Source organism: Pseudomonas sp. NCHU5216, from assembly GCF_052156495.1.
Taxonomy (GTDB): domain Bacteria; phylum Pseudomonadota; class Gammaproteobacteria; order Pseudomonadales; family Pseudomonadaceae; genus Aquipseudomonas.
The window spans coordinates 157,313-176,956 of record NZ_JBQLIX010000007.1 but is presented as its reverse complement, the minus strand read 5'-3'; the positions used below and the strand labels follow the sequence as shown (position 1 = coordinate 176,956).

Sequence of the window (19,644 nt, the reverse complement as noted above, 5' to 3'; positions counted from 1 at the left end):
ATGCAGAAGCTGGAAAAAGTCCTGATCGCCAACCGTGGCGAAATCGCCCTGCGCATCCTGCGCGCCTGCAAGGAACTGGGCATCAAGACGGTGGCCGTGCACTCCACCGCCGACCGTGAGCTGATGCACCTGGGCCTGGCCGACGAGTCCGTCTGCATTGGTCCGGCGCCTGGTTCGCAGTCCTACCTGAACATCCCGGCCATCATCAGCGCCGCCGAGCTGACCGGCGCCACCGCCATCCACCCGGGCTACGGCTTCCTCGCCGAGAACGCCGACTTCGCCGAGCAGGTGGAGAACTCCGGCTTCGCCTTCATCGGCCCGAAAGCCGACGTGATCCGCCTGATGGGTGACAAGGTGTCGGCCAAGGACGCCATGATCAAGTCCGGCGTACCCGTGGTGCCCGGCTCCGAAGGCCCGCTGCCGGAAGACGAGGAAGAGGCCCTGCGCATCGCCCGTGAAGTGGGCTATCCGGTGATCATCAAGGCCGCCGGTGGCGGTGGTGGTCGCGGCATGCGCGTGGTGCACAAGGAAGAAGACCTGATCAAATCGGCCAAGCTGACCCGCACCGAAGCCGGTGCCGCGTTCGGCAACCCGATGGTCTATCTGGAGAAATTCCTCGGCAACCCGCGTCACGTCGAAGTCCAGGTGCTGTCCGACGGCCAGGGCAACGCCATTCACCTGTATGACCGCGACTGCTCGCTGCAGCGTCGTCACCAGAAGGTGATCGAAGAAGCCCCGGCCCCGCAGATCGACGAGAAGGCCCGCGCCGAAGTGCTCAAGCGCTGCGTCGATGCCTGCGTCGAGATCGGCTACCGTGGCGCCGGCACCTTCGAGTTCCTCTATGAAGACGGCCGTTTCTACTTCATCGAGATGAACACCCGCGTGCAGGTCGAGCATCCGGTCACCGAAATGGTTACCGGCATCGACATCGTCAAGGAAATGCTCAGCATCGCCGCTGGCAACAAGCTGTCCATCAAGCAGGAAGACGTGAAGATCCTCGGCCACGCCCTCGAGTGCCGGATCAACGCCGAAGACCCGGACAACTTCATGCCCAGCCCCGGCAAGGTCAAGCACTTCCATGCTCCGGGCGGCAACGGCGTACGCGTCGACTCGCACCTGTACAGCGGTTACAGCGTGCCGCCGCACTACGACTCGCTGATCGGCAAGCTGATCACCTACGGGCGTGACCGCGACGAAGCCATGGCGCGCATGCGCAATGCCCTGGACGAGATCGTCGTCGACGGCATCAAGACCAACGTGCCGCTGCACCGCGACCTGACCCGCGACAAGGGCTTCCTCAAGGGTGGTGTGAACATTCACTACCTGGAGAAGAAGCTGGGGATGGATAAGCACTAAAATCGAGCGGCAAGCTGCAAGCCTCAAGCGGCAAGCTGTACGATATGCAACTCAAGGGAGCGGCCTAGGCCGCTCCTTTCTTTTCTTGCAGCTTGAGGCTTGACGCTTGAAGCTGCTCCCGAAGGGAGCCTCCCATGCCCTGGTTACAAGTCCGTCTCGCCATCACCCCGGAGCAGGCGGAGACCTACGAAGACGCCCTGCTCAGCATCGGCGCCGTGTCGGTGACCTTCATGGACGCCGAAGACCAACCGATCTTCGAGCCGGACCTGGGCACCACCCCACTGTGGTCGAACACCCACCTGCTGGCGCTGTTCGAGGCCGACACCGACGAGGCGGCGCTGATCGCCCACCTGCAACTGCTGTGCGGCGGCAGCCTGCCCGAGCATCAGCTCGAACGCATTGAGGATCAGGACTGGGAGCGTAGCTGGATGGACAACTTCCAGCCGATGCGCTTCGGCCAGCGCCTGTGGATAGTGCCGAGCTGGCACGCCGCACCGGAGCCGGAAGCGGTCAACCTGCTGCTCGACCCCGGCCTGGCCTTTGGCACCGGCACCCACCCGACCACCGCCCTGTGCCTGGAGTGGCTCGACGGCCAACCGCTGCAAGGCTGCAACGTGCTCGACTTCGGCTGTGGTTCGGGCATTCTCGCCATCGCCGCCCTGTTGCTCGGCGCACCGCAGGCCGTGGGCACCGACATCGACCCGCAGGCGCTGGAAGCCTCGCGCGACAATGCCTCGCGCAACGGCATCGACCCGGCCCGCTTCCCGGTCTACCTGCCCGCCGACCTGCCCCAGCAGCAGGCCGAGGTGGTGGTGGCCAACATTCTGGCCGGCCCGCTGGTTTCCCTGGCACCTCAGATCACCACGCTGGTCAAAACCGGTGGACGCCTGGCCCTGTCGGGCATTCTCGCCGAGCAGGCCGAGGAAGTCCGCGCCGCCTACCAGGGCGCCTTCATCCTCGACCCGACCGCCGAGAAGGACGGCTGGGTGCGCATCAGCGGCATCAAGCGCTAAAGGCTGCAAGCTGCAAGCTGCAAGCTGCAAGCGAATCAGGATAGAGGCGCGCTTCTTTCTCTGACTTGTAGCTTGTGGCTTGCAGCTTGAAGCTGCTCCTTTAGACTAAGCGCCTCGATCGACCGGACTCCTGCATGAGCGAAAGCCACGTTACCCAGTGCCCCCATTGCCGAACCAGCTTCCGCGTCAGCCAGGCGCAGCTGGCGGCGGCCCATGGCGTGGTGCGCTGCGGCGCTTGCCTGCATGTGTTCAATGCTGCCGAGCAGCTCTTCGGTACCCCGACGCCCAAGGCAGCCGCCGCGCCGGACAAGGCCAAGACCTCCAGCAGCAAGCCCGCCAGCAAGGCCAAGCCGGACGATACCCTGTGGATCCACGACGATCTGGATCTCGACAGCCTCGACCTCGACGAAGAACTGGCCAAGCTGGAAGCCCAGGAGCAGCAGCTCTCCCAGCAGTTCCTCGCCCTGGAAAACACGCCGCGCCCGGCACCGGGCTTCGCTGCGAGCGAGCCCGACGAGGTGCAGGATGAAGCCTGGGCAGAAGCCCTGCTACGCAAGGAAACGGCTGACGAGTCGCCCCCCCCTGCACCCGCCAGAACCGCGCCGACACCCACGCCGGTAGCCCCAGCCCCGCGTCCGGCCGTACCCAGCACGCCGGCCAAGCCCGAGGCTACGCCCGACGAGCAACGCGACGAGCCGCCGTTAGGCCTGCTCGACGCCGACGACGAGCCAGAACCGCCGCTCAGCGACGACCAGACTCCCGACACGCGCGGCGAAGCGCCGCGCAGCGAACCCAACCTGGGCCGCGATCATCTGTTCGAGCTGGACGACGAGCCGCTGCAACTGGACTGGCAGCCGCAACGCAGCATCTCCTGGGGCCGCGTGTTCGGCTGGAGCCTGCTCAACCTGCTCGCCCTCGCCGGCCTGCTGGCGCAGTATGCGGTCTACAACTTCGACGAGCTGGCGCGCCAGGATCGCTACCGCCCCTGGTTCGAGCAACTCTGCCCAAGCATCGGCTGCAGCCTGCCGTCGAAGGTGGACATCAGCCAGATTCGCAGCAGCAATCTGGTGGTGCGCAGCCATCCGGAATTCTCCGGCGCCCTGGTGGTGGACGCCATCCTCTACAACCGCGCGCCCTTCGCCCAACCCTTCCCGCTGCTGGAAATGCGCTTCGCCGACCTGGGCGGACAACTGGTGGCCAGTCGCCGCTTCAAACCCAGCGAATACCTGGCCGGCGAGCTGGCCGGGCAGAGCGAAATGCCGCCGCAGACGCCCATCCACATCTCCCTGGACATTCTCGACCCAGGCCCACGGGCGGTGAACTACAGCCTCAGCTTCCACTCCCCGGAATAGCCGCTAGCCCTCGTCTTTGCTGCCGTCAAGGGGCTTTTTCTAACTCTCGGCAATAAGCCTGGCGCTGTTCAGAATTTGTTCAAAACAGCCTTTATCCGGTCATCCAGAGCGGGTATCATGCCCACCCTTTCGCGAGCACCAACCCACCATCGTCCTCCCCGTGAAGACAGTGGAGGACGGGTGTTGATCGCCAACATTACTCAACCGCGAACCAACAAGCAGGGACGCCCCATGTCGGCCCCACGCATCGGCACCTACACATTGCCCAATCGCCTGATCCTGGCCCCCATGGCCGGCGTCACCGATCGGCCCTTCCGCCAGCTGTGTCGTCGCCTCGGCGCCGGCCTGGTGGTGTCGGAGATGGTCACCAGCGATGTACGCCTGTGGAACAGCCGTAAGTCCAGCCTGCGCCTGCTGCACAGTGGCGATCCCGAGCCGCGCTCGGTGCAGATCGCCGGCGGCGACCCGCAGATGATGGCCGAAGCCGCGCGCAAGAACGTCGAGCTGGGCGCACAGATCATCGACATCAACATGGGTTGCCCGGCCAAGAAGGTGTGCAACAAGGCCGCCGGTTCCGCCTTGCTGCGTGACGAGCCGCTGGTGCGCGAGATCCTCGACGCGGTGGTCGCCGCGGTGGACGTGCCGGTCACTCTGAAGATTCGCACCGGCTGGGATCGGCAGAACAAGAACGGCGTGAACGTGGCGAAGATCGCCGAAGACGCCGGCATCGCCGCGCTGTCGGTACATGGCCGCACCCGCGCCGACCTGTACACCGGCGAAGCCGAGTACGACACCATCGCCGCCATCAAGCAGGCGGTATCCATTCCGGTGTTCGCCAACGGCGACATCGACTCTCCGCAAAAGGCCCGCGCCGTGCTCGACGCCACTGGCGCCGATGCCCTGCTGATCGGCCGCGCCGCTCAGGGCCGGCCGTGGATCTTCCGCGAGATCGAACACTACCTGCGCACCGGGGAACTGCTCCCGGCCCCTACGCTGCACGAAGTGGAACGCATTCTGCTAGAGCACCTGACCGCCTTGCACGCCTTCTATGGCGACGAGATGGGCGTACGCATCGCCCGCAAGCATGTCGGCTGGTATCTGGCAACCCTGCCGGGCGCCAGGGAGTTTCGCGCCCAATTCAACCGTCTGGACGATAAGGACGCTCAATGCGCCCAGGTTCGCGCGTTTCTCCGCGAGCGCTATGAAGAAGGAAACGAGGTGGCCGCATGACGTTGATGAATGAGACCTTAGTGAGTGGAATTGCACCCGTGAGTGACAACACCAGCCTGAAACAGCACCTGAACACGCCGAGCGAAGAGGGCCAGACCCTGCGCGGCGCCGTGGAAAAGGCGCTGCACAACTATTTCGCCCATCTCGAGGGCGCGGACGTCACCGACGTCTACAACCTGGTGCTCACCGAAGTCGAAGCACCGCTGCTGGAAACCGTCATGAATCATGTGAAAGGTAACCAGACCAAGGCCTCCGAACTGCTCGGCCTGAACCGCGGCACCCTGCGCAAGAAACTCAAGCAGTACGACCTCCTCTGAGCCGCAGGCGGCAAGCTTCAAGCGGCAAGCAGATGCGCTTGCTCTTGTAGCTTGCGGCTTGCAGCTTGCAGCTTGCAGCTAACCTCTGATGGAATCGTTATGACCGACCAAACCACCCGCCTTCCCGTCCGCCGCGCGCTGATCAGCGTTTCCGACAAGACCGGTATCCTCGAGTTCGCCCGCGAACTGGCCGCCCTCGGTGTCGAGATCCTTTCCACCGGCGGCACCTACAAGCTGCTCAAGGACAACGGCGTGGCTGCGGTGGAAGTCGCCGACTACACCGGCTTCCCGGAAATGATGGACGGCCGCGTGAAGACCCTGCACCCGAAGATCCACGGCGGCATCCTCGGCCGTCGTGCGCTGGACGGCGCGGTGATGGACGAGCACGGCATCAAGCCGATCGACCTGGTGGCGGTCAACCTCTATCCGTTCGAGGCCACCGTGGCCAAGCCTGATTGCTCGCTTCCCGACGCCATCGAGAACATCGATATCGGCGGCCCGACCATGGTTCGCAGCGCGGCGAAGAACCACAAGGACGTAGCCATCGTGGTCAACACCGGCGACTACGCCGGCATCCTCGAGGCGCTGAAAGCCGGCGGCCTGACCTATGCCCAGCGTTTCGACCTGGCCCTGAAGGCCTTCGAGCACACGGCGGCCTACGACGGCATGATCGCCAACTACCTGGGCACCATCGACCAGGCCCGTGAAACCCTCTCCACCGAGGGTCGCGGCGCCTTCCCGCGCACCTTCAACAGCCAGTTCGTCAAGGCGCAGGAAATGCGCTACGGCGAGAACCCGCACCAGAGCGCGGCGTTCTATGTCGAGGCGAAGAAGGGCGAAGCCAGCGTCTCCACCGCCGTGCAACTGCAAGGCAAGGAACTGTCGTTCAACAACGTGGCCGACACCGACGCCGCGCTGGAGTGCGTGAAGAGCTTCGTCAAGCCGGCCTGCGTCATCGTCAAGCACGCCAACCCCTGCGGCGTGGCCGTGGTACCGGAAGACGAAGGCGGCATCCGCAAGGCCTACGACCTGGCCTATGCCACCGACACCGAGTCGGCCTTCGGCGGCATCATCGCCTTCAACCGCGAGCTGGATGGCGCAACCGCCCAGGCCATCGTCGAGCGCCAGTTCGTCGAAGTGATCATCGCCCCGAAAATCTCCGCCGCTGCCCGTGAAGTGGTCGCCGCCAAGGCCAATGTGCGCCTGCTCGAGTGCGGCGAGTGGCCGGCCGAGCGTGCTGCCGGTTGGGACTTCAAGCGCGTCAACGGTGGCCTGCTGGTGCAGAGCCGCGACATCGGCATGATCGCAGCCGCCGACCTGAAGATCGTCACCCAACGCGCGCCGAGCGAGCAGGAAATCCACGACCTGATCTTCGCCTGGAAAGTGGCCAAGTTCGTCAAATCCAACGCCATCGTCTACGCCAAGAACCGCCAGACCGTGGGTGTCGGCGCCGGCCAGATGAGCCGCGTCAACTCCGCGCGCATCGCCGCCATCAAGGCCGAGCACGCTGGCCTGCCGGTACCGGGCGCCGTCATGGCCTCGGACGCCTTCTTCCCCTTCCGCGACGGCATCGACAACGCCGCCAAGGCCGGTATCACCGCCGTGATCCAGCCGGGTGGCTCGATGCGCGACAACGAGGTGATCGCGGCTGCCGACGAAGCCGGCATTGCCATGGTGTTTACCGGCATGCGCCATTTCCGCCACTAACAGCGAGTTGCAAGCTGCAAGCTGCAAGCTGCAAGCAAGAGCGGGCATCCACCTGCTTTCACTTGCAGCTTGAGGCTTGAGGCTTGCAGCTCTCTCCGTAGGAGAGATTCATGAAGGTTTTGATCATCGGCAGCGGCGGTCGCGAACACGCCCTGGCCTGGAAAGCGGCGCAGGATCCGCGCGTCGAGAAGGTCTTCGTCGCCCCGGGCAACGCCGGCACTGCGCTAGAAGCCAAGTGCGAAAACGTCGCCATCGACGTGCTGGCCATCGAGCAGCTTGCCGATTTCGCCGAGAAGAACGTGCAACTGACCATCGTCGGCCCGGAAGCGCCGCTGGTCAAAGGCGTGGTCGACCTGTTCCGCAAGCGCGGTCTGGATATCTTCGGCCCCACCGCCGCCGCCGCCCAACTGGAAGGCTCCAAGGCCTTCACCAAGGATTTCCTGGCTCGGCACAAGATCCCCACCGCCGACTACCAGAACTTCACCGAAGTCGAACCGGCACTGGCCTATCTGCGCGAGATGGGTGCACCCATCGTGATCAAGGCCGACGGCCTGGCCGCGGGCAAGGGCGTGATCGTCGCCATGACGCTCGCAGAAGCCGAAGCCGCCGTGCGCGACATGCTCTCCGGCAACGCCTTCGGTGACGCCGGCGCACGCGTGGTCATCGAGGAGTTCCTCGACGGCGAAGAAGCCTCCTTCATCGTCATGGTCGACGGCACCAACGTGCTGCCCATGGCCACCAGCCAGGATCACAAGCGTGTCGGTGACGGCGACAGCGGCCCCAACACCGGCGGCATGGGTGCCTACTCGCCGGCGCCGGTGGTCACCGCCGAGGTACACCAGCGCGTGATGGACGAGGTGATCTACCCCACCGTGCGCGGCATGGCCAGCGAAGGCAACGTCTATACCGGTTTCCTCTATGCCGGCCTGATGATCGACAAGAGCGGCGCGCCCAAGGTCATCGAGTTCAACTGCCGCTTCGGCGACCCGGAAACCCAGCCGATCATGTGCCGCCTGGAATCCTCCCTGGTGCTGCTGGTCGAGGCCGCGCTGGCCAAGGCGCTGGACAAGGTGGAAGCCACCTGGGATCCGCGTCCGACCGTGGGCGTGGTGCTGGCTGCCGGCGGCTATCCGGGCGACTACGCCAAGGGCGACGTGATCGAGGGCCTGGATGAAGCGGCCAAGCTCGACGGCAAGGTGTTCCACGCCGGCACCGCGCTGAAGGATGGCCAGACCGTCACGGCCGGCGGTCGCGTGCTCTGCGCCACCGCCATCGGCGCCAGCGTCGCCGATGCCCAGCAGCAGGCCTACCGCCTGGCCGAGAAGATCCGCTGGAACGGTATGTTCCACCGCAACGATATCGGCTACCGAGCCATCGCCCGTGAGCGCGGCGAAAGCTGATCGTTGCACCGAAGAACGGGCACAGGCGGGCCAAAAAACGCCGCCTGTGCCGTATTCGCCTGGGCAAATGCTTGGCTATAATCCGGCCACTCGTTTAGAAGGAACTTGCCCGTGAAGCGGCTGTGGATCGCCATAGGATTACTCGCCAGCGTGCTGCTTGCCCTTCCTCTGGCAGCCAGCGCCACCACGCAGATCGGCCTGCAGAACTGGTCCTACCTGGTCGACAGCAGCGCACGCCTGAGCCTTGACGAAGTGCGCGCGCAACGTCAGCAATTCAAACCGCTCAGCAAACAGTCCTTCACCTTCCCCCCCAGCGACCATGCCGTCTGGCTGCGCGTCGAGATACCGCCACAGGGCGAACCGACCTGGCTGTGGATCTTCTCGCCACGGGTGCAGTTTCTCGACTACTACCTGCTCAAGGACGGCCAGCTGGAGCAGAACCTGCACACCGGCGAGGCCATGCCGCTGGAGTCACGGCCGCTGCCCTCGCGCTTCTACCTGATGCCGCTGCCCAACGACCAGCAGGCGCGCGTCGCCTATGTTCGTCTGACCTCCAACCACCCGCTGATGACCTGGTTCAAGATCATGGATCAGGCCGAGCTGGTGGGGCTGGAGAAACCCGCCTACCTCTACGGCGTGCTGTTCGGCGCCCTCTTGCTGCTGACCCTGTACAACCTCATTCGCTTCCTCTACAGCCGCAGCGCCAGCAGCCTGTGGCTGTCGGGCGTGAACCTGAGCCTGGGCATCTGTTCGGCGGCCAACCTTGGCGTACTCGCCCAGTGGCTGCCAAAACTGGGCTACAACCAGTCGCTGGTGGCCGACCTTTCCGCGTTGTCCGCCGCCTTCTGCGTGCTGGCCTTCGGCTTGTCCTTCGTGCACGGCTCGCACGTTCAGCGCAGCCCACTCAACCGCCTGCTGCAGATCAACGCCCTGCTGGTGGCAGCCTATGGCCTGCTGATCGCCGTGACCGGGCTGCTCTGGTTCAGCTCGCTGGTCTACCTGCTGGTCGCCCTGAGCACCCTCAACCTGCTGCTGGTGAGCAGCCTGCACTGGCGCGCCGGCTATCAGCCGATTCGCCTGGTGATGGTGGGCACCCTGGTGTTCAACATGGGCTTCGGCTTCTTCGTGCCGGTGCTGTTCGGCGTCGAGCAGCTCAACCCCGGCTGGCTGGTGCTGGGCGTATTCAGCGTGGCCACCCTGGCCGGGCTGATCCTCAGCGTGTCGCTGACCGAACGCCAGCGCGAGATCACGTCCGCCACCCTCGACAGCCGCACCGCACTGGCCGCCAGCAGCGCCGAGCTGCGCGCCAAGGCCGAGTTCCTGGCCAAGATCAGCCACGAAATCCGCACCCCGATGAACGGCGTGCTGGGCATGACCGAGCTGCTGCTGGGCACGCCGCTGTCGGCCAAGCAGCGCGACTACGTGCAGACCATCCACAGCTCGGGCAACGAACTGCTCACCCTGATCAACGAGATCCTCGACATTTCCAAGCTGGAATCCGGGCAGATCGAACTGGACGACGTGCAGTTCGACCTCGGCGCGCTGATCGAGGATTGCCTCGACATCTTCCGCGCCAAGGCCGAGCAGCAGCGCGTGGAACTGATCAGCTTCATCCAGCCGCAGGTGCCACGGGTCATCAGCGGTGACCCCACGCGCCTGCGCCAGGCCCTGCTGAGCCTGCTGGACAACGCCTTCAAGCAGACCGACGAGGGCGAGATTCTGCTGGTGGCCGCGCTGGACAGCAGCAATGCTCAGCATCGCCTGCGCATCGCCGTGCAGGACAGCGGCCGCCCCTTGCAACCCGAAGAGCGCGACGCCCTGCTCAACGCCGAACTGCACAGCCGCGATTTCCTCGCCGCGACCCGCCTGGGCGGTCGCCTCGGGTTGATCATCGCGCGCCAACTGGTGCGCATGATGGGCGGCGATTTTGGCATCCAGGCCGGCAACAACCAGGGCAGCACCCTGTGGCTCAGCCTGCCGCTGGATGCGGCCCGCCTGGAGCAGCCGGAAACCGACCTGGACAGCCCGCTGCAGGGCGCCCGCCTGCTGGTGGTGGACGACAACGACACCTGCCGCAAGGTGCTGGTGCAGCAGTGCAACGCCTGGGGCCTGCAGGTCAGCGCCGTGCCTTCCGGCAAGGAGGCTCTGGCCCTGCTGCGCACCAAGGCGCACATGCGCGAATACTTCGACGCGGTACTGCTCGACCAGGACATGCCCGGCATGACCGGCATGCAACTGGCGGCGCGGATCAAGGAAGACCCCAGCCTCAACCACGACATCCTGATCATCATGCTCACCGGCATCAGCAACGCGCCGAGCAAGGTGATCGCGCGCAACGCCGGGATCAAGCGCATCCTCGCCAAGCCGGTGGCCGGCTACACGCTCAAGACCACCCTGGCCGACGAACTGGCGCAGCGCCCCAACGACACTCCAGCCCAGGCAGCGCCGACGCTGGTGAGCGCCCCGCTGAACGTGCCGGCCGACTTCCGCATCCTGGTAGCCGAGGACAACAGCATCTCCACCAAGGTCATCCGCGGCATGCTGGGCAAGCTCAACCTGCAGCCGGACACCGCCAGCAACGGAGAGGAAGCCCTCGGCGCGATGAAGGCCAAGCATTACGATCTGGTGCTGATGGACTGTGAAATGCCGGTGCTCGATGGTTTCTCCGCCACCGAGCAACTGCGCGCCTGGGAAGCCCGCGAAGGCCGCCCGCGCACCCCGGTAGTGGCCCTGACCGCGCATATCCTCGACGAGCACAAGGAGCGCGCCCGCGCCGTGGGCATGGACGGGCACATGTCCAAGCCGGTGGAGCTGTCGCAGTTGCGCGAGCTGATCGAGCACTGGATCGCCGAGCGTGAGCTGCAACGCCAACGTGACGCGCTGCCACACTGATCGTCCATTCTTCTCTTCACGTTTTCTGCGAGCCTGCCCAATGGCGTCCGAGTTGTTCAGCCTCTACCTGAAACTGCTGGTGCTCTACAGCCCCTTCTTCGTTCTTTCCTGCTTCATCGGCCTGAGCCGTGGTTACACCCTCAAGGAGCGCAAGCGCCTGGCCTGGAAGGTGGCACTGGGGGTGCTGATCGCCAGCGTGCTGCTGTACCTGTTCGGCAAGCACATCTTCACCCTGTTCGGCATCACCATCGACGCCTTTCGCATCGGCGCTGGCAGCGTGCTGTTCATCTCCGCCCTGGGCATGGCTCAGGGCAAGTCGGCGGTGCAGAGCGATAACGTGCAGCAGGACGTGACCATCGTGCCCTTGACCATCCCCCTGACCGTCGGCCCTGGCACCATTGGCGCCCTGTTGCTGATGGGCGCCAGCCACCCGCAGTGGGAAGACAAGCTGGTGGCGCTGGCGGCGATCTTGCTCGCCAGCTTCACCGTGGGGGTGGTGTTGTACCTGTCCAACCGCTTCGAGCGCCTGCTCGGCGACCAGGGCCTGCAGATCGTCAGCCGTCTGATGGGCCTGTTCGTCTGTGCCCTGGCCGCGCAGATCATCTTCACCGGGGTGAAGAACTATCTGATGCCTTGAGGCCGCAGGCGTAGGGTGCGCTATGCGCACCAGCACCATAGAACGCGAGCGGTGCGCACGGCGCACCCTACAAGGCGGACAAGCCTAGGGTGCGCTGCGCGCACCGCCAGCCGTTAAAACCTTGCACCATTGGCTTGCAGGCCGGCCCCGCCTCGGTGCAACGCCTCGCGCCCAAAACCCTGCCGCGCCCCTGATATCCCCGAGAATACAGGCCCGGGCAAAACTGGCACCCTCATTGCTCTGCTGATCCCAACTTGGATACAAGATGGGATCTCAACACATGCACAGCGCACCTCACGCCTTCACCCTCGCGCAATGGCAGCAGGCCTACCACGATGGCCAATCCCCTGCCGAATTGCTGCACGCCCTGCGCCGAGAGCTGCGCACCGATGACAACGCCTGGATCGCCCTGGCCAGCGCAGCGCAGCTCGACGATCAACTCGCGGCCCTGGCCGCCGCATTGCAAACCGCCGACGGCGACACCGGCAAGCTGCCACTGTACGGCGTACCCTTCGCCATCAAGGACAATATTGACGCCGCCGGCTGGCCCACCACCGCCGCCTGCCCCGAGTTCGCCTACAGCGCCGCAGCCGATGCCACTGTGGTGGCGCGCCTGCGCGCGGCTGGCGCCATCCTCATCGGCAAGACCAACCTCGACCAGTTCGCCACCGGCCTGGTGGGCACCCGCTCGCCCTATGGCGCAGTATCCAACGCCTTCGACCCGGCTTACGTCAGCGGCGGCTCCAGCTCCGGCTCGGCCAGCGTGGTCGCCCGTGGCCTGGTGCCCTTCGCCCTGGGCACCGATACCGCCGGCTCGGGCCGCGTACCAGCAGGTTTCAACAATATCGTCGGGCTCAAGCCGACCAAGGGCTGGCTGCCCAATACCGGCCTGGTGTCGGCCTGCCGCACCCTGGACTGCATCTCGGTGTTCGCCCTGACCGTCAGCGATGCCCTGGCCGTGGCCAGTATCGCCGGCGGCTATGACGCCGCCGATGCCTACAGCCGGCAGAACCCCAACAGCGCCAAGGTCGGCATGCCAGTCCGGCCGCGCCTGGCAGTGCCGGGCAACCCCGAGTTCTTCGGCGACACGCAGAACCAGGCCGTTTATGAGAAAGCCCTGGGCACACTGCGCGAGCTGGGCGCCGAGCTGGTGGAGATCGATTTCGCCCCCTTCCAGCAACTGGCCGAGCAGCTCTATTACGGTTCCTGGGTCGCCGAACGCACCGTAGCGGTGGAAGGCGTGAACCCCGAGCACATCAACCCGGTGGTGCGTGGCATCGTCGAAAATGGCCACCAATACAGCGCCTGCGATGCCTACAAGGCCGAATACATCCGCGCCGAGCTGAGACGCGTGATCAACGATGCACTGGCTGGCTTCGACGCCCTGGTGGTCCCCACCTCGCCGACCATTCGCACCCTGGCCGAGATGGACGCCGAGCCCGTGCTCTACAACAGCCAGTTTGGCACCTATACCAACTTCACCAACCTCGCCGACCTGTCCGCCCTCGCTGTACCGGCAGGCTTTCGCGAGGACGGCCTGCCGGCCGGTATCACCCTGATCGCCCCGGCCTGGCACGACCAGGCGCTGGCCGCCTTCGGTCAGCGTTGGCAGCAGGCACTGGCCCTGCCGCTGGGCGCTACCGGCAAGCCGCTGCCAGCGCAAACCGCCAGCGAAAAGCCAGCACCCGGTTGCATCCGCGTCGCCGTGGTCGGCGCGCACCTGACCGGCATGCCGCTGAACTTCCAGCTCACCAGCCGCGATGCCGTGCTGGTGGAGCAGACCAGCAGCGCCGCGCATTACCGCCTCTACGCCCTGCCCGGCACCGTGCCGCCCAAGCCTGGCCTGGCGCGAGTCGCCGCAGACGGCGCCGAGATCATCGTCGAGCTGTGGGACGTGCCGCAGGCGCGCTTCGGCGAGTTCGTCGCGGAGATCCCGCCGCCACTGGGCATCGGCAACCTGGAGCTGGCCGACGGCCGCTGGGTCAAGGGCTTCATCTGCGAGCCCTATGCGCTGGACGGCGCGCGTGACATCACCAGCTTCGGCGGCTGGCGCGCCTTTATCGCCAGCACCCAGGCCTGACGCCGCTCATGTCGCGCGCCGCTGAACGCCCACAGAGCCTGGCCGAGCGCATATACGCCCGGCTCAAGGACGATATTTTCGAGTTCCGCCTGATGCCTGGCGAGCGTTTCTCCGAAGGCGAGGTCGCCACACGCATGGCCGCCAGCCGCACGCCGGTGCGCCAGGCCCTGCACCGCCTGCAGCGCGAAGGCTACCTGGAAGTGCACTTTCGCAGCGGCTGGCAAGTGCGTGCGCTGGACTTCGTCCAGTTCGACGAACTCTACGAGCTGCGCATCGTGCTGGAACTGGAAGCCGTGCGCCGAATCTGCCAGCGCCCCATGGACGAACATTGCGCTGCACTACAAATGCTTGAACGCACCTGGATGGTGCGCAAAGAACAACAACTGCAGGACGGCAGCCAGGTTGCACGGCTTGACGAAGCCTTTCACAGCCTGCTGATGGAGGCTGCCGGCAATCAGGAAATGGCCCGCGTGCACCGCGAGGTCAGCGAGAAGATCCGCATTCTAAGGCGTCTGGACTTCACTCAGGCGCCGCGTATCGAGCTGACCTACGCCGAACATGCGCAGATTCTCACGGCAATTCTCAGCCATCGCCCAGAAGAGGCACAGCTATTGCTCAAGACCCACATCGAGGTCAGCAAGGCGCAAGTACACAAGATCACCCTGCACATGCTGCACAGCGCCCGAAAGCGGGCGCTACCGGTGCAAGGGTGACGCACATGACCTTTGCATCACTGCCGAACAATAAAGAGCTGTCCACTTACTCACAATTGTGAATGGAGATCGCCCCATGCAACGTCGCAGCCTGATCAAGGCCTTCACCCTTTCCGCTTCCATCGCCGCCATGGGCCTGTCCTGGACCATCCAGGCCGCCGAGACCATCAAGGTCGGCATCCTGCACTCGCTGTCCGGCACCATGGCCATTTCCGAAACCTCGCTGAAAGACATGGCGTTGATGACCATCGACGAAATCAACGCCAAGGGCGGCGTGCTCGGCAAACAACTGGAGCCGGTGGTGGTGGACCCGGCCTCGAACTGGCCGCTGTTCGCCGAGCGTGGCCGCCAGTTGCTGACCCAGGACAAGGTGGCGGTGACCTTCGGCTGCTGGACTTCGGTATCGCGCAAATCCGTGCTGCCGGTCTACGAGGAACTCAACGGCCTGCTGTTCTACCCGGTGCAATACGAAGGCGAAGAGATGTCGCCGAACGTCTTCTACACCGGCGCCGCGCCAAACCAGCAGGCGATCCCGGCGGTGGAATATCTGCTCAGCGAAGATGGCGGCGGCGCCAAGCGCTTCTTCCTGCTCGGCACCGACTACGTCTACCCGCGCACCACCAACAAGATCCTGCGCGCCTTCCTGCACAGCAAGGGCATTGCCGACAAGGATATCGAAGAGGTCTATACCCCCTTCGGCCACAGCGACTATCAGACCATCGTCGCCAACATCAAGAAGTTCGCCGCTGGCGGCAAGACTGCCGTGGTCTCCACCGTCAACGGTGACTCCAATGTGCCCTTCTACAAGGAACTGGCCAACCAGGGCCTGAAAGCCACCGACGTGCCGGTAGTGGCCTTCTCGGTGGGCGAGGAAGAACTGCGCGGCATCGACACCAAGCCGTTGGTCGGCCACCTGGCAGCCTGGAACTACTTCGAGTCCGTGGAGAACCCGGTCAACGAGAAGTTCGTCGCCGACTGGAAGGCCTACGCCAAGGCCAAGAACCTGCCGAACGCCGACACCGTGGTGACCAACGACCCGATGGAAGCCACCTACGTGGGCATCCACATGTGGGCACAGGCCGTAGAGAAGGCCGGCACAACCGACGTCGACAAGGTGCGTGAAGCTATGGCCGGGCAGACCTTCGACGCGCCGAGCGGCTTCACCCTGACCATGGACAAGACCAACCACCACCTGCACAAGCCGGTGATGATCGGTGAAATCCAGGATGACGGTCAGTTCTCCGTGGTCTGGGAAACTGAGAGCCCGATCCGCGCCCAGCCGTGGAGCCCGTACATCGAAGGCAACGACAAGAAGCCGGATCACCCGGTGAAGTCGAACTGAGGCAAAAGCCCCTCCCTGCGCCGACCGCGCAGGGAGAGGACAAAGTAGCCCGGATGCAATCCGGGGAGAGTTGTCCCGGATTGCATCCGGGCTACGCCAAGGATTCCCTTATGCCCACTGCCCTGATCCGAATTCTTCTGAGCCTGCTGCTGTTGCTGCCATTGGCCGCGGGCGCTGGCGAAGCCGACGACTTCGCCGCCGCCAACTCCAGCCAGCAGGCCAAGCTGCTGCAAGCCTGGGCTGCCGCGCCCAAGGCCGACCGCCTGCCCCTGCTGCTGGCCCTGCAACAAGGCCGCGTAGCACGCGATGCCGACAAGCGTGCCTTCATCGAACAGGACGGCACCTGGCTCGCCGCCACGGGCGATGCCACTGCCAACGGCACGCCACGCAAATTGCGCCTGAACAACCGCCTGCGCGGCCTGACTGCCGTCGCCGTGGCCAGCCACCGCTTGCTCGCTGACGATGCCACCCTGCGCCTCGACGCTGCCCGGCAACTGCAACGCAATACGCCAGCGACACTGCAACCCTTGCTGGAAAACCGTCTGAGCATCGAAGCCGACGAACAGGTGCAGGACGCCATCGCCCTGGCCCTGGCCAACCTGCAACTGGACGCCAGCGACCCGGCCGTGCGTCTGGCCGCCGTGCAGCGCCTCGGTGAAACCGGCGACCCACTGGCCCGCACGCGCCTGCAGGCGCTCATCGACGGCGGCCAGGAGAGCGATGCCCAGGTACTGACCGCCGCGCGCCAGAGCCTGGCGCAGATCAACAGCAAACTGCTGATCGGCGAACTGCTCGGCCAGGCCTTCAGTGGCCTGTCGCTGGGTTCCATCCTGCTCCTGGCGGCCCTGGGCCTGGCCATCACCTTCGGCCTGCTCGGGGTGATCAACATGGCCCACGGCGAAATGCTGATGCTCGGTGCCTACACCACCTACGTGGTGCAGTTGGCCTTCCAGAATCTTGCTCCCGGCTACCTCGCGCTCTACCCACTGGCCGCCCTGCCAATCGCCTTCGTGGTCACCGCCTGCATCGGCATGGCCCTGGAGCGCACGGTGATCCGTCACCTCTATGGCCGCCCGCTGGAAACCCTGCTGGCCACCTGGGGCATCAGCCTGATCCTGATTCAACTGGTGCGCGTCACCTTCGGCGCGCAGAACGTCGAAGTGGCCAACCCCTACTGGCTGTCCGGCGGCATGCAGGTGCTGCCCAACCTGGTGCTGCCATACAACCGTATCGTCATCATCGGCTTCGCCCTGTTCGTGGTGGTGCTGACCTGGCTGCTGTTGAACAAGACACGCCTGGGCCTCAACGTGCGGGCGGTGACGCAGAACCGCAATATGGCCGCCTGCTGCGGCGTGCCCACCGGCCGTGTGGACATGCTGGCCTTCGGCCTCGGTTCGGGCATCGCCGGCCTCGGTGGCGTGGCCCTGAGCCAGATCGGCAACGTCGGCCCGGATCTCGGCCAGAGCTACATCATCGACTCCTTCCTGGTGGTGGTGCTCGGCGGCGTCGGCCAGTTGGCCGGCAGCGTGCTGGCCGCCTTCGGCCTGGGCGTGCTGAACAAATTCCTCGAACCGCAGATCGGTGCCGTGCTGGGCAAGATTCTCATCCTCGCGCTGATCATTCTGTTCATCCAGAAACGCCCGCAAGGCCTGTTCGCATTGAAAGGAAGGGTGATCGACTGATGAATGCACCAAACCAAACCCTGCTGGCCCGTGCCAGCACCAAGCTCGGCCCGCAGGTCTCCATTGCCATCGGCCTGCTGGTGCTGGCCGTGCTGATAGCCATGCCGCTGCTGCACCTGCTGCCCGCCGAGCACCCCCTGCATGTGACGGCCTACAGCCTCACCCTGGTGGGCAAGATTCTCTGCTACGCCATCGTCGCCCTGGCTCTGGATCTGGTGTGGGGCTACGCCGGCATGCTGTCGCTGGGCCATGGCCTGTTCTTCGCCCTCGGCGGCTACGCCATGGGCATGTACCTGATGCGCGAAGCGGCCGGTGACGGTCTGCCGGCCTTCATGAGCTTCCTGGCCTGGAACGAGCTGCCCTGGTACTGGTACGGCACCTCCAGCTTCCTCTGGGCGCTGTGCCTGGTGGTGCTGGCGCCCGGCCTGCTGGCCCTGGTGTTCGGCTTCTTCGCCTTCCGCTCGCGGATCAAGGGCGTGTATTTCTCGATCATGACCCAGGCGCTGACCTTCGCCGGCATGCTCTTGTTCTTCCGCAACGAAACCGGCTTCGGCGGTAATAACGGCTTCACCGGCTTCACCCGCATCCTCGGCTTCGACATCACCGCCCAGGGCACCCGGGCAGCGCTGTTCCTGGCCACCGTGGTGCTGTTGCTGGGCAGCCTGTACCTGGGCCTGCGCCTGGCGCGCAGCAAGTTCGGCCGGGTGCTTACCGCCCTGCGCGACGCCGAGAACCGCCTGATGTTCTGCGGCTACGACCCACGCGGCTACAAGCTGTTCATCTGGGTGCTATCGGCGGTGCTGTGCGGCCTGGCTGGTGCCCTGTACGTGCCGCAGGTGGGCATCATCAACCCCAGCGAGATGGCGCCAACCCAATCGATCGAGGCCGCCGTGTGGGTCGCCCTGGGCGGGCGCGGCACGCTGATCGGCCCGCTGCTCGGCGCAGGCCTGGTCAACGGCATGAAGAGCTGGTTCACCGTGGCCTTCCCCGAATACTGGCTGTTCGCCCTGGGCGCGCTGTTCATCATCGTCACCCTCTATCTGCCTAGGGGCGTAATCGGTCTGTTGCGCAAGGAGAAGGATCAATGAGAGCCACTCCGGTACCCGAAACCATGCTCGAAGCCGCTCTGGACCCGACGGCGCTGGACACCCGCCCGGTGCTGGGCAAGGGCGTCAACGTGCGCCACGGCACCATCCTCACCCTGGAAGACATCAACGTCAGCTTCGATGGCTTCAAGGCCCTGACCGACCTGACCCTGTACATCGGCGTCGGCGAACTGCGCTGCATCATCGGCCCCAACGGCGCCGGCAAGACCACCATGATGGACGTGATCACCGGCAAGACCCGCCCGGACAACGGCGTGGCCTACTTCGGCGAACAGTTCGACCTGACCCGCATGAGCGAGGTGGAAATCGCCCAGGCCGGCATCGGTCGCAAGTTCCAGAAGCCCACGGTGTTCGAGGCGCTCACGGTGTTCGAGAACCTGGAGCTGGCGCAGAAGACCAACAAGTCGGTGTGGGCCAGCCTGCGCGCCAGGCTCAGCGGCGAACAGCAGGATCGCATCGAGGAAGTGCTGGGCACCATTCGCCTGGAAGCCTCGCGCAACCGCCCAGCCGGTCTGCTTTCCCACGGACAGAAGCAGTTCCTCGAGATCGGCATGCTGTTGATGCAGGAGCCGCACCTGCTGCTGCTCGACGAGCCGGTGGCAGGCATGACCGACGCCGAGACCGAATTCACCGCCGAACTGTTCAAGTCCCTGGCGCGCAAGCACTCGCTGATGGTGGTGGAGCACGACATGGGCTTCGTCGGCTCCATCGCCGACCACGTCACCGTACTCCACCAGGGCAGCGTGCTGGCCGAAGGCTCGCTGGAGCAGGTGCAGAACGATGAGCGGGTGATCGAGGTTTATCTGGGGCGCTGACG

15 protein-coding genes are annotated in these 19,644 nt (G+C 65.1%); all 15 read left to right on the top strand.

Annotated features, from left to right (window positions below; all coding sequences use genetic code 11):
• The 15 genes from accC to urtD all read left to right on the top strand — a co-directional run bounded on the left by accC (position 1) and on the right by urtD (position 19,642).
• Complete coding sequence (gene accC, locus ACSVIK_RS08240) at positions 1-1,356, top strand: acetyl-CoA carboxylase biotin carboxylase subunit (protein WP_442443857.1); 1,356 nt, start codon at positions 1-3, stop codon at positions 1,354-1,356.
• Between the two features lie 134 nt (positions 1,357-1,490).
• Positions 1,491-2,369 carry a 50S ribosomal protein L11 methyltransferase gene (gene prmA, locus ACSVIK_RS08235; protein WP_442443856.1) on the top strand — a complete coding sequence of 293 codons (879 nt, stop codon included), beginning with the start codon at positions 1,491-1,493 and terminating at the stop codon, positions 2,367-2,369.
• A 134-nt stretch (positions 2,370-2,503) separates the two neighbouring features.
• Positions 2,504-3,721 (top strand): DUF3426 domain-containing protein, encoded by a 1,218-nt coding sequence (locus tag ACSVIK_RS08230; RefSeq protein ID WP_442443855.1) that lies wholly within the window; start codon positions 2,504-2,506, stop codon positions 3,719-3,721.
• A 231-nt stretch (positions 3,722-3,952) separates the two neighbouring features.
• A complete protein-coding gene (gene dusB / locus ACSVIK_RS08225; RefSeq protein ID WP_442443854.1) occupies positions 3,953-4,951 on the top strand; it encodes a tRNA dihydrouridine synthase DusB in 999 nt (332 codons plus the stop codon).
• Positions 4,948-5,268, top strand: coding sequence for a DNA-binding transcriptional regulator Fis (fis, locus tag ACSVIK_RS08220; RefSeq protein WP_268179136.1), 321 nt, complete (start codon positions 4,948-4,950; stop codon positions 5,266-5,268). Before dusB ends, fis begins: the two co-directional genes overlap by 4 nt.
• A gap of 99 nt (positions 5,269-5,367) precedes the next feature.
• On the top strand, positions 5,368-6,975 hold the full coding sequence (gene purH, locus ACSVIK_RS08215) for a bifunctional phosphoribosylaminoimidazolecarboxamide formyltransferase/IMP cyclohydrolase (protein WP_442443853.1): 1,608 nt from the start codon (positions 5,368-5,370) through the stop codon (positions 6,973-6,975).
• Positions 6,976-7,085: 110 nt separating this feature from the next.
• Complete coding sequence (gene purD / locus ACSVIK_RS08210; RefSeq protein ID WP_442443852.1) at positions 7,086-8,375, top strand: phosphoribosylamine--glycine ligase; 1,290 nt, start codon at positions 7,086-7,088, stop codon at positions 8,373-8,375.
• Between the two features lie 111 nt (positions 8,376-8,486).
• Complete coding sequence (locus ACSVIK_RS08205; RefSeq protein WP_442443851.1) at positions 8,487-11,267, top strand: response regulator; 2,781 nt, start codon at positions 8,487-8,489, stop codon at positions 11,265-11,267.
• Between the two features lie 40 nt (positions 11,268-11,307).
• A complete protein-coding gene (locus ACSVIK_RS08200) occupies positions 11,308-11,904 on the top strand; it encodes a MarC family protein (RefSeq protein WP_442443850.1) in 597 nt (198 codons plus the stop codon).
• 280 nt (positions 11,905-12,184) lie between these two features.
• Positions 12,185-13,984, top strand: coding sequence for an allophanate hydrolase (atzF, locus tag ACSVIK_RS08195; RefSeq protein ID WP_442443849.1), 1,800 nt, complete (start codon positions 12,185-12,187; stop codon positions 13,982-13,984).
• An 8-nt stretch (positions 13,985-13,992) separates the two neighbouring features.
• Positions 13,993-14,697 carry a GntR family transcriptional regulator gene (locus ACSVIK_RS08190; RefSeq protein WP_442443848.1) on the top strand — a complete coding sequence of 235 codons (705 nt, stop codon included), beginning with the start codon at positions 13,993-13,995 and terminating at the stop codon, positions 14,695-14,697.
• Between the two features lie 76 nt (positions 14,698-14,773).
• Positions 14,774-16,039, top strand: a complete 1,266-nt coding sequence (urtA, locus tag ACSVIK_RS08185) for an urea ABC transporter substrate-binding protein (RefSeq protein ID WP_442443847.1) — start codon at positions 14,774-14,776, stop codon at positions 16,037-16,039.
• A gap of 110 nt (positions 16,040-16,149) precedes the next feature.
• A complete protein-coding gene (urtB, locus tag ACSVIK_RS08180; protein WP_442443846.1) occupies positions 16,150-17,721 on the top strand; it encodes an urea ABC transporter permease subunit UrtB in 1,572 nt (523 codons plus the stop codon).
• Positions 17,721-18,809, top strand: coding sequence for an urea ABC transporter permease subunit UrtC (urtC, locus tag ACSVIK_RS08175; RefSeq protein WP_442443845.1), 1,089 nt, complete (start codon positions 17,721-17,723; stop codon positions 18,807-18,809). The genes urtB and urtC overlap by 1 nt, the downstream gene beginning before the upstream one ends.
• Positions 18,806-19,642, top strand: a complete 837-nt coding sequence (gene urtD, locus ACSVIK_RS08170; protein WP_442443844.1) for an urea ABC transporter ATP-binding protein UrtD — start codon at positions 18,806-18,808, stop codon at positions 19,640-19,642. The genes urtC and urtD overlap by 4 nt, the downstream gene beginning before the upstream one ends.
• The last annotated feature ends 2 nt before the right edge of the window (positions 19,643-19,644 follow it).

Coding starts and splice junctions, on each gene's coding strand:
- accC (WP_442443857.1), top strand. CDS start 1: ATGCAGAAGCTGGAAAAAGTCCTGATCGCCAACCGTGGCGAAATCGCC.
- prmA (WP_442443856.1), top strand. CDS start 1,491: ATGCCCTGGTTACAAGTCCGTCTCGCCATCACCCCGGAGCAGGCGGAG.
- ACSVIK_RS08230 (WP_442443855.1), top strand. CDS start 2,504: ATGAGCGAAAGCCACGTTACCCAGTGCCCCCATTGCCGAACCAGCTTC.
- dusB (WP_442443854.1), top strand. CDS start 3,953: ATGTCGGCCCCACGCATCGGCACCTACACATTGCCCAATCGCCTGATC.
- fis (WP_268179136.1), top strand. CDS start 4,948: ATGACGTTGATGAATGAGACCTTAGTGAGTGGAATTGCACCCGTGAGT.
- purH (WP_442443853.1), top strand. CDS start 5,368: ATGACCGACCAAACCACCCGCCTTCCCGTCCGCCGCGCGCTGATCAGC.
- purD (WP_442443852.1), top strand. CDS start 7,086: ATGAAGGTTTTGATCATCGGCAGCGGCGGTCGCGAACACGCCCTGGCC.
- ACSVIK_RS08200 (WP_442443850.1), top strand. CDS start 11,308: ATGGCGTCCGAGTTGTTCAGCCTCTACCTGAAACTGCTGGTGCTCTAC.
- atzF (WP_442443849.1), top strand. CDS start 12,185: ATGCACAGCGCACCTCACGCCTTCACCCTCGCGCAATGGCAGCAGGCC.
- ACSVIK_RS08190 (WP_442443848.1), top strand. CDS start 13,993: ATGTCGCGCGCCGCTGAACGCCCACAGAGCCTGGCCGAGCGCATATAC.
- urtA (WP_442443847.1), top strand. CDS start 14,774: ATGCAACGTCGCAGCCTGATCAAGGCCTTCACCCTTTCCGCTTCCATC.
- urtB (WP_442443846.1), top strand. CDS start 16,150: ATGCCCACTGCCCTGATCCGAATTCTTCTGAGCCTGCTGCTGTTGCTG.
- urtC (WP_442443845.1), top strand. CDS start 17,721: ATGAATGCACCAAACCAAACCCTGCTGGCCCGTGCCAGCACCAAGCTC.
- urtD (WP_442443844.1), top strand. CDS start 18,806: ATGAGAGCCACTCCGGTACCCGAAACCATGCTCGAAGCCGCTCTGGAC.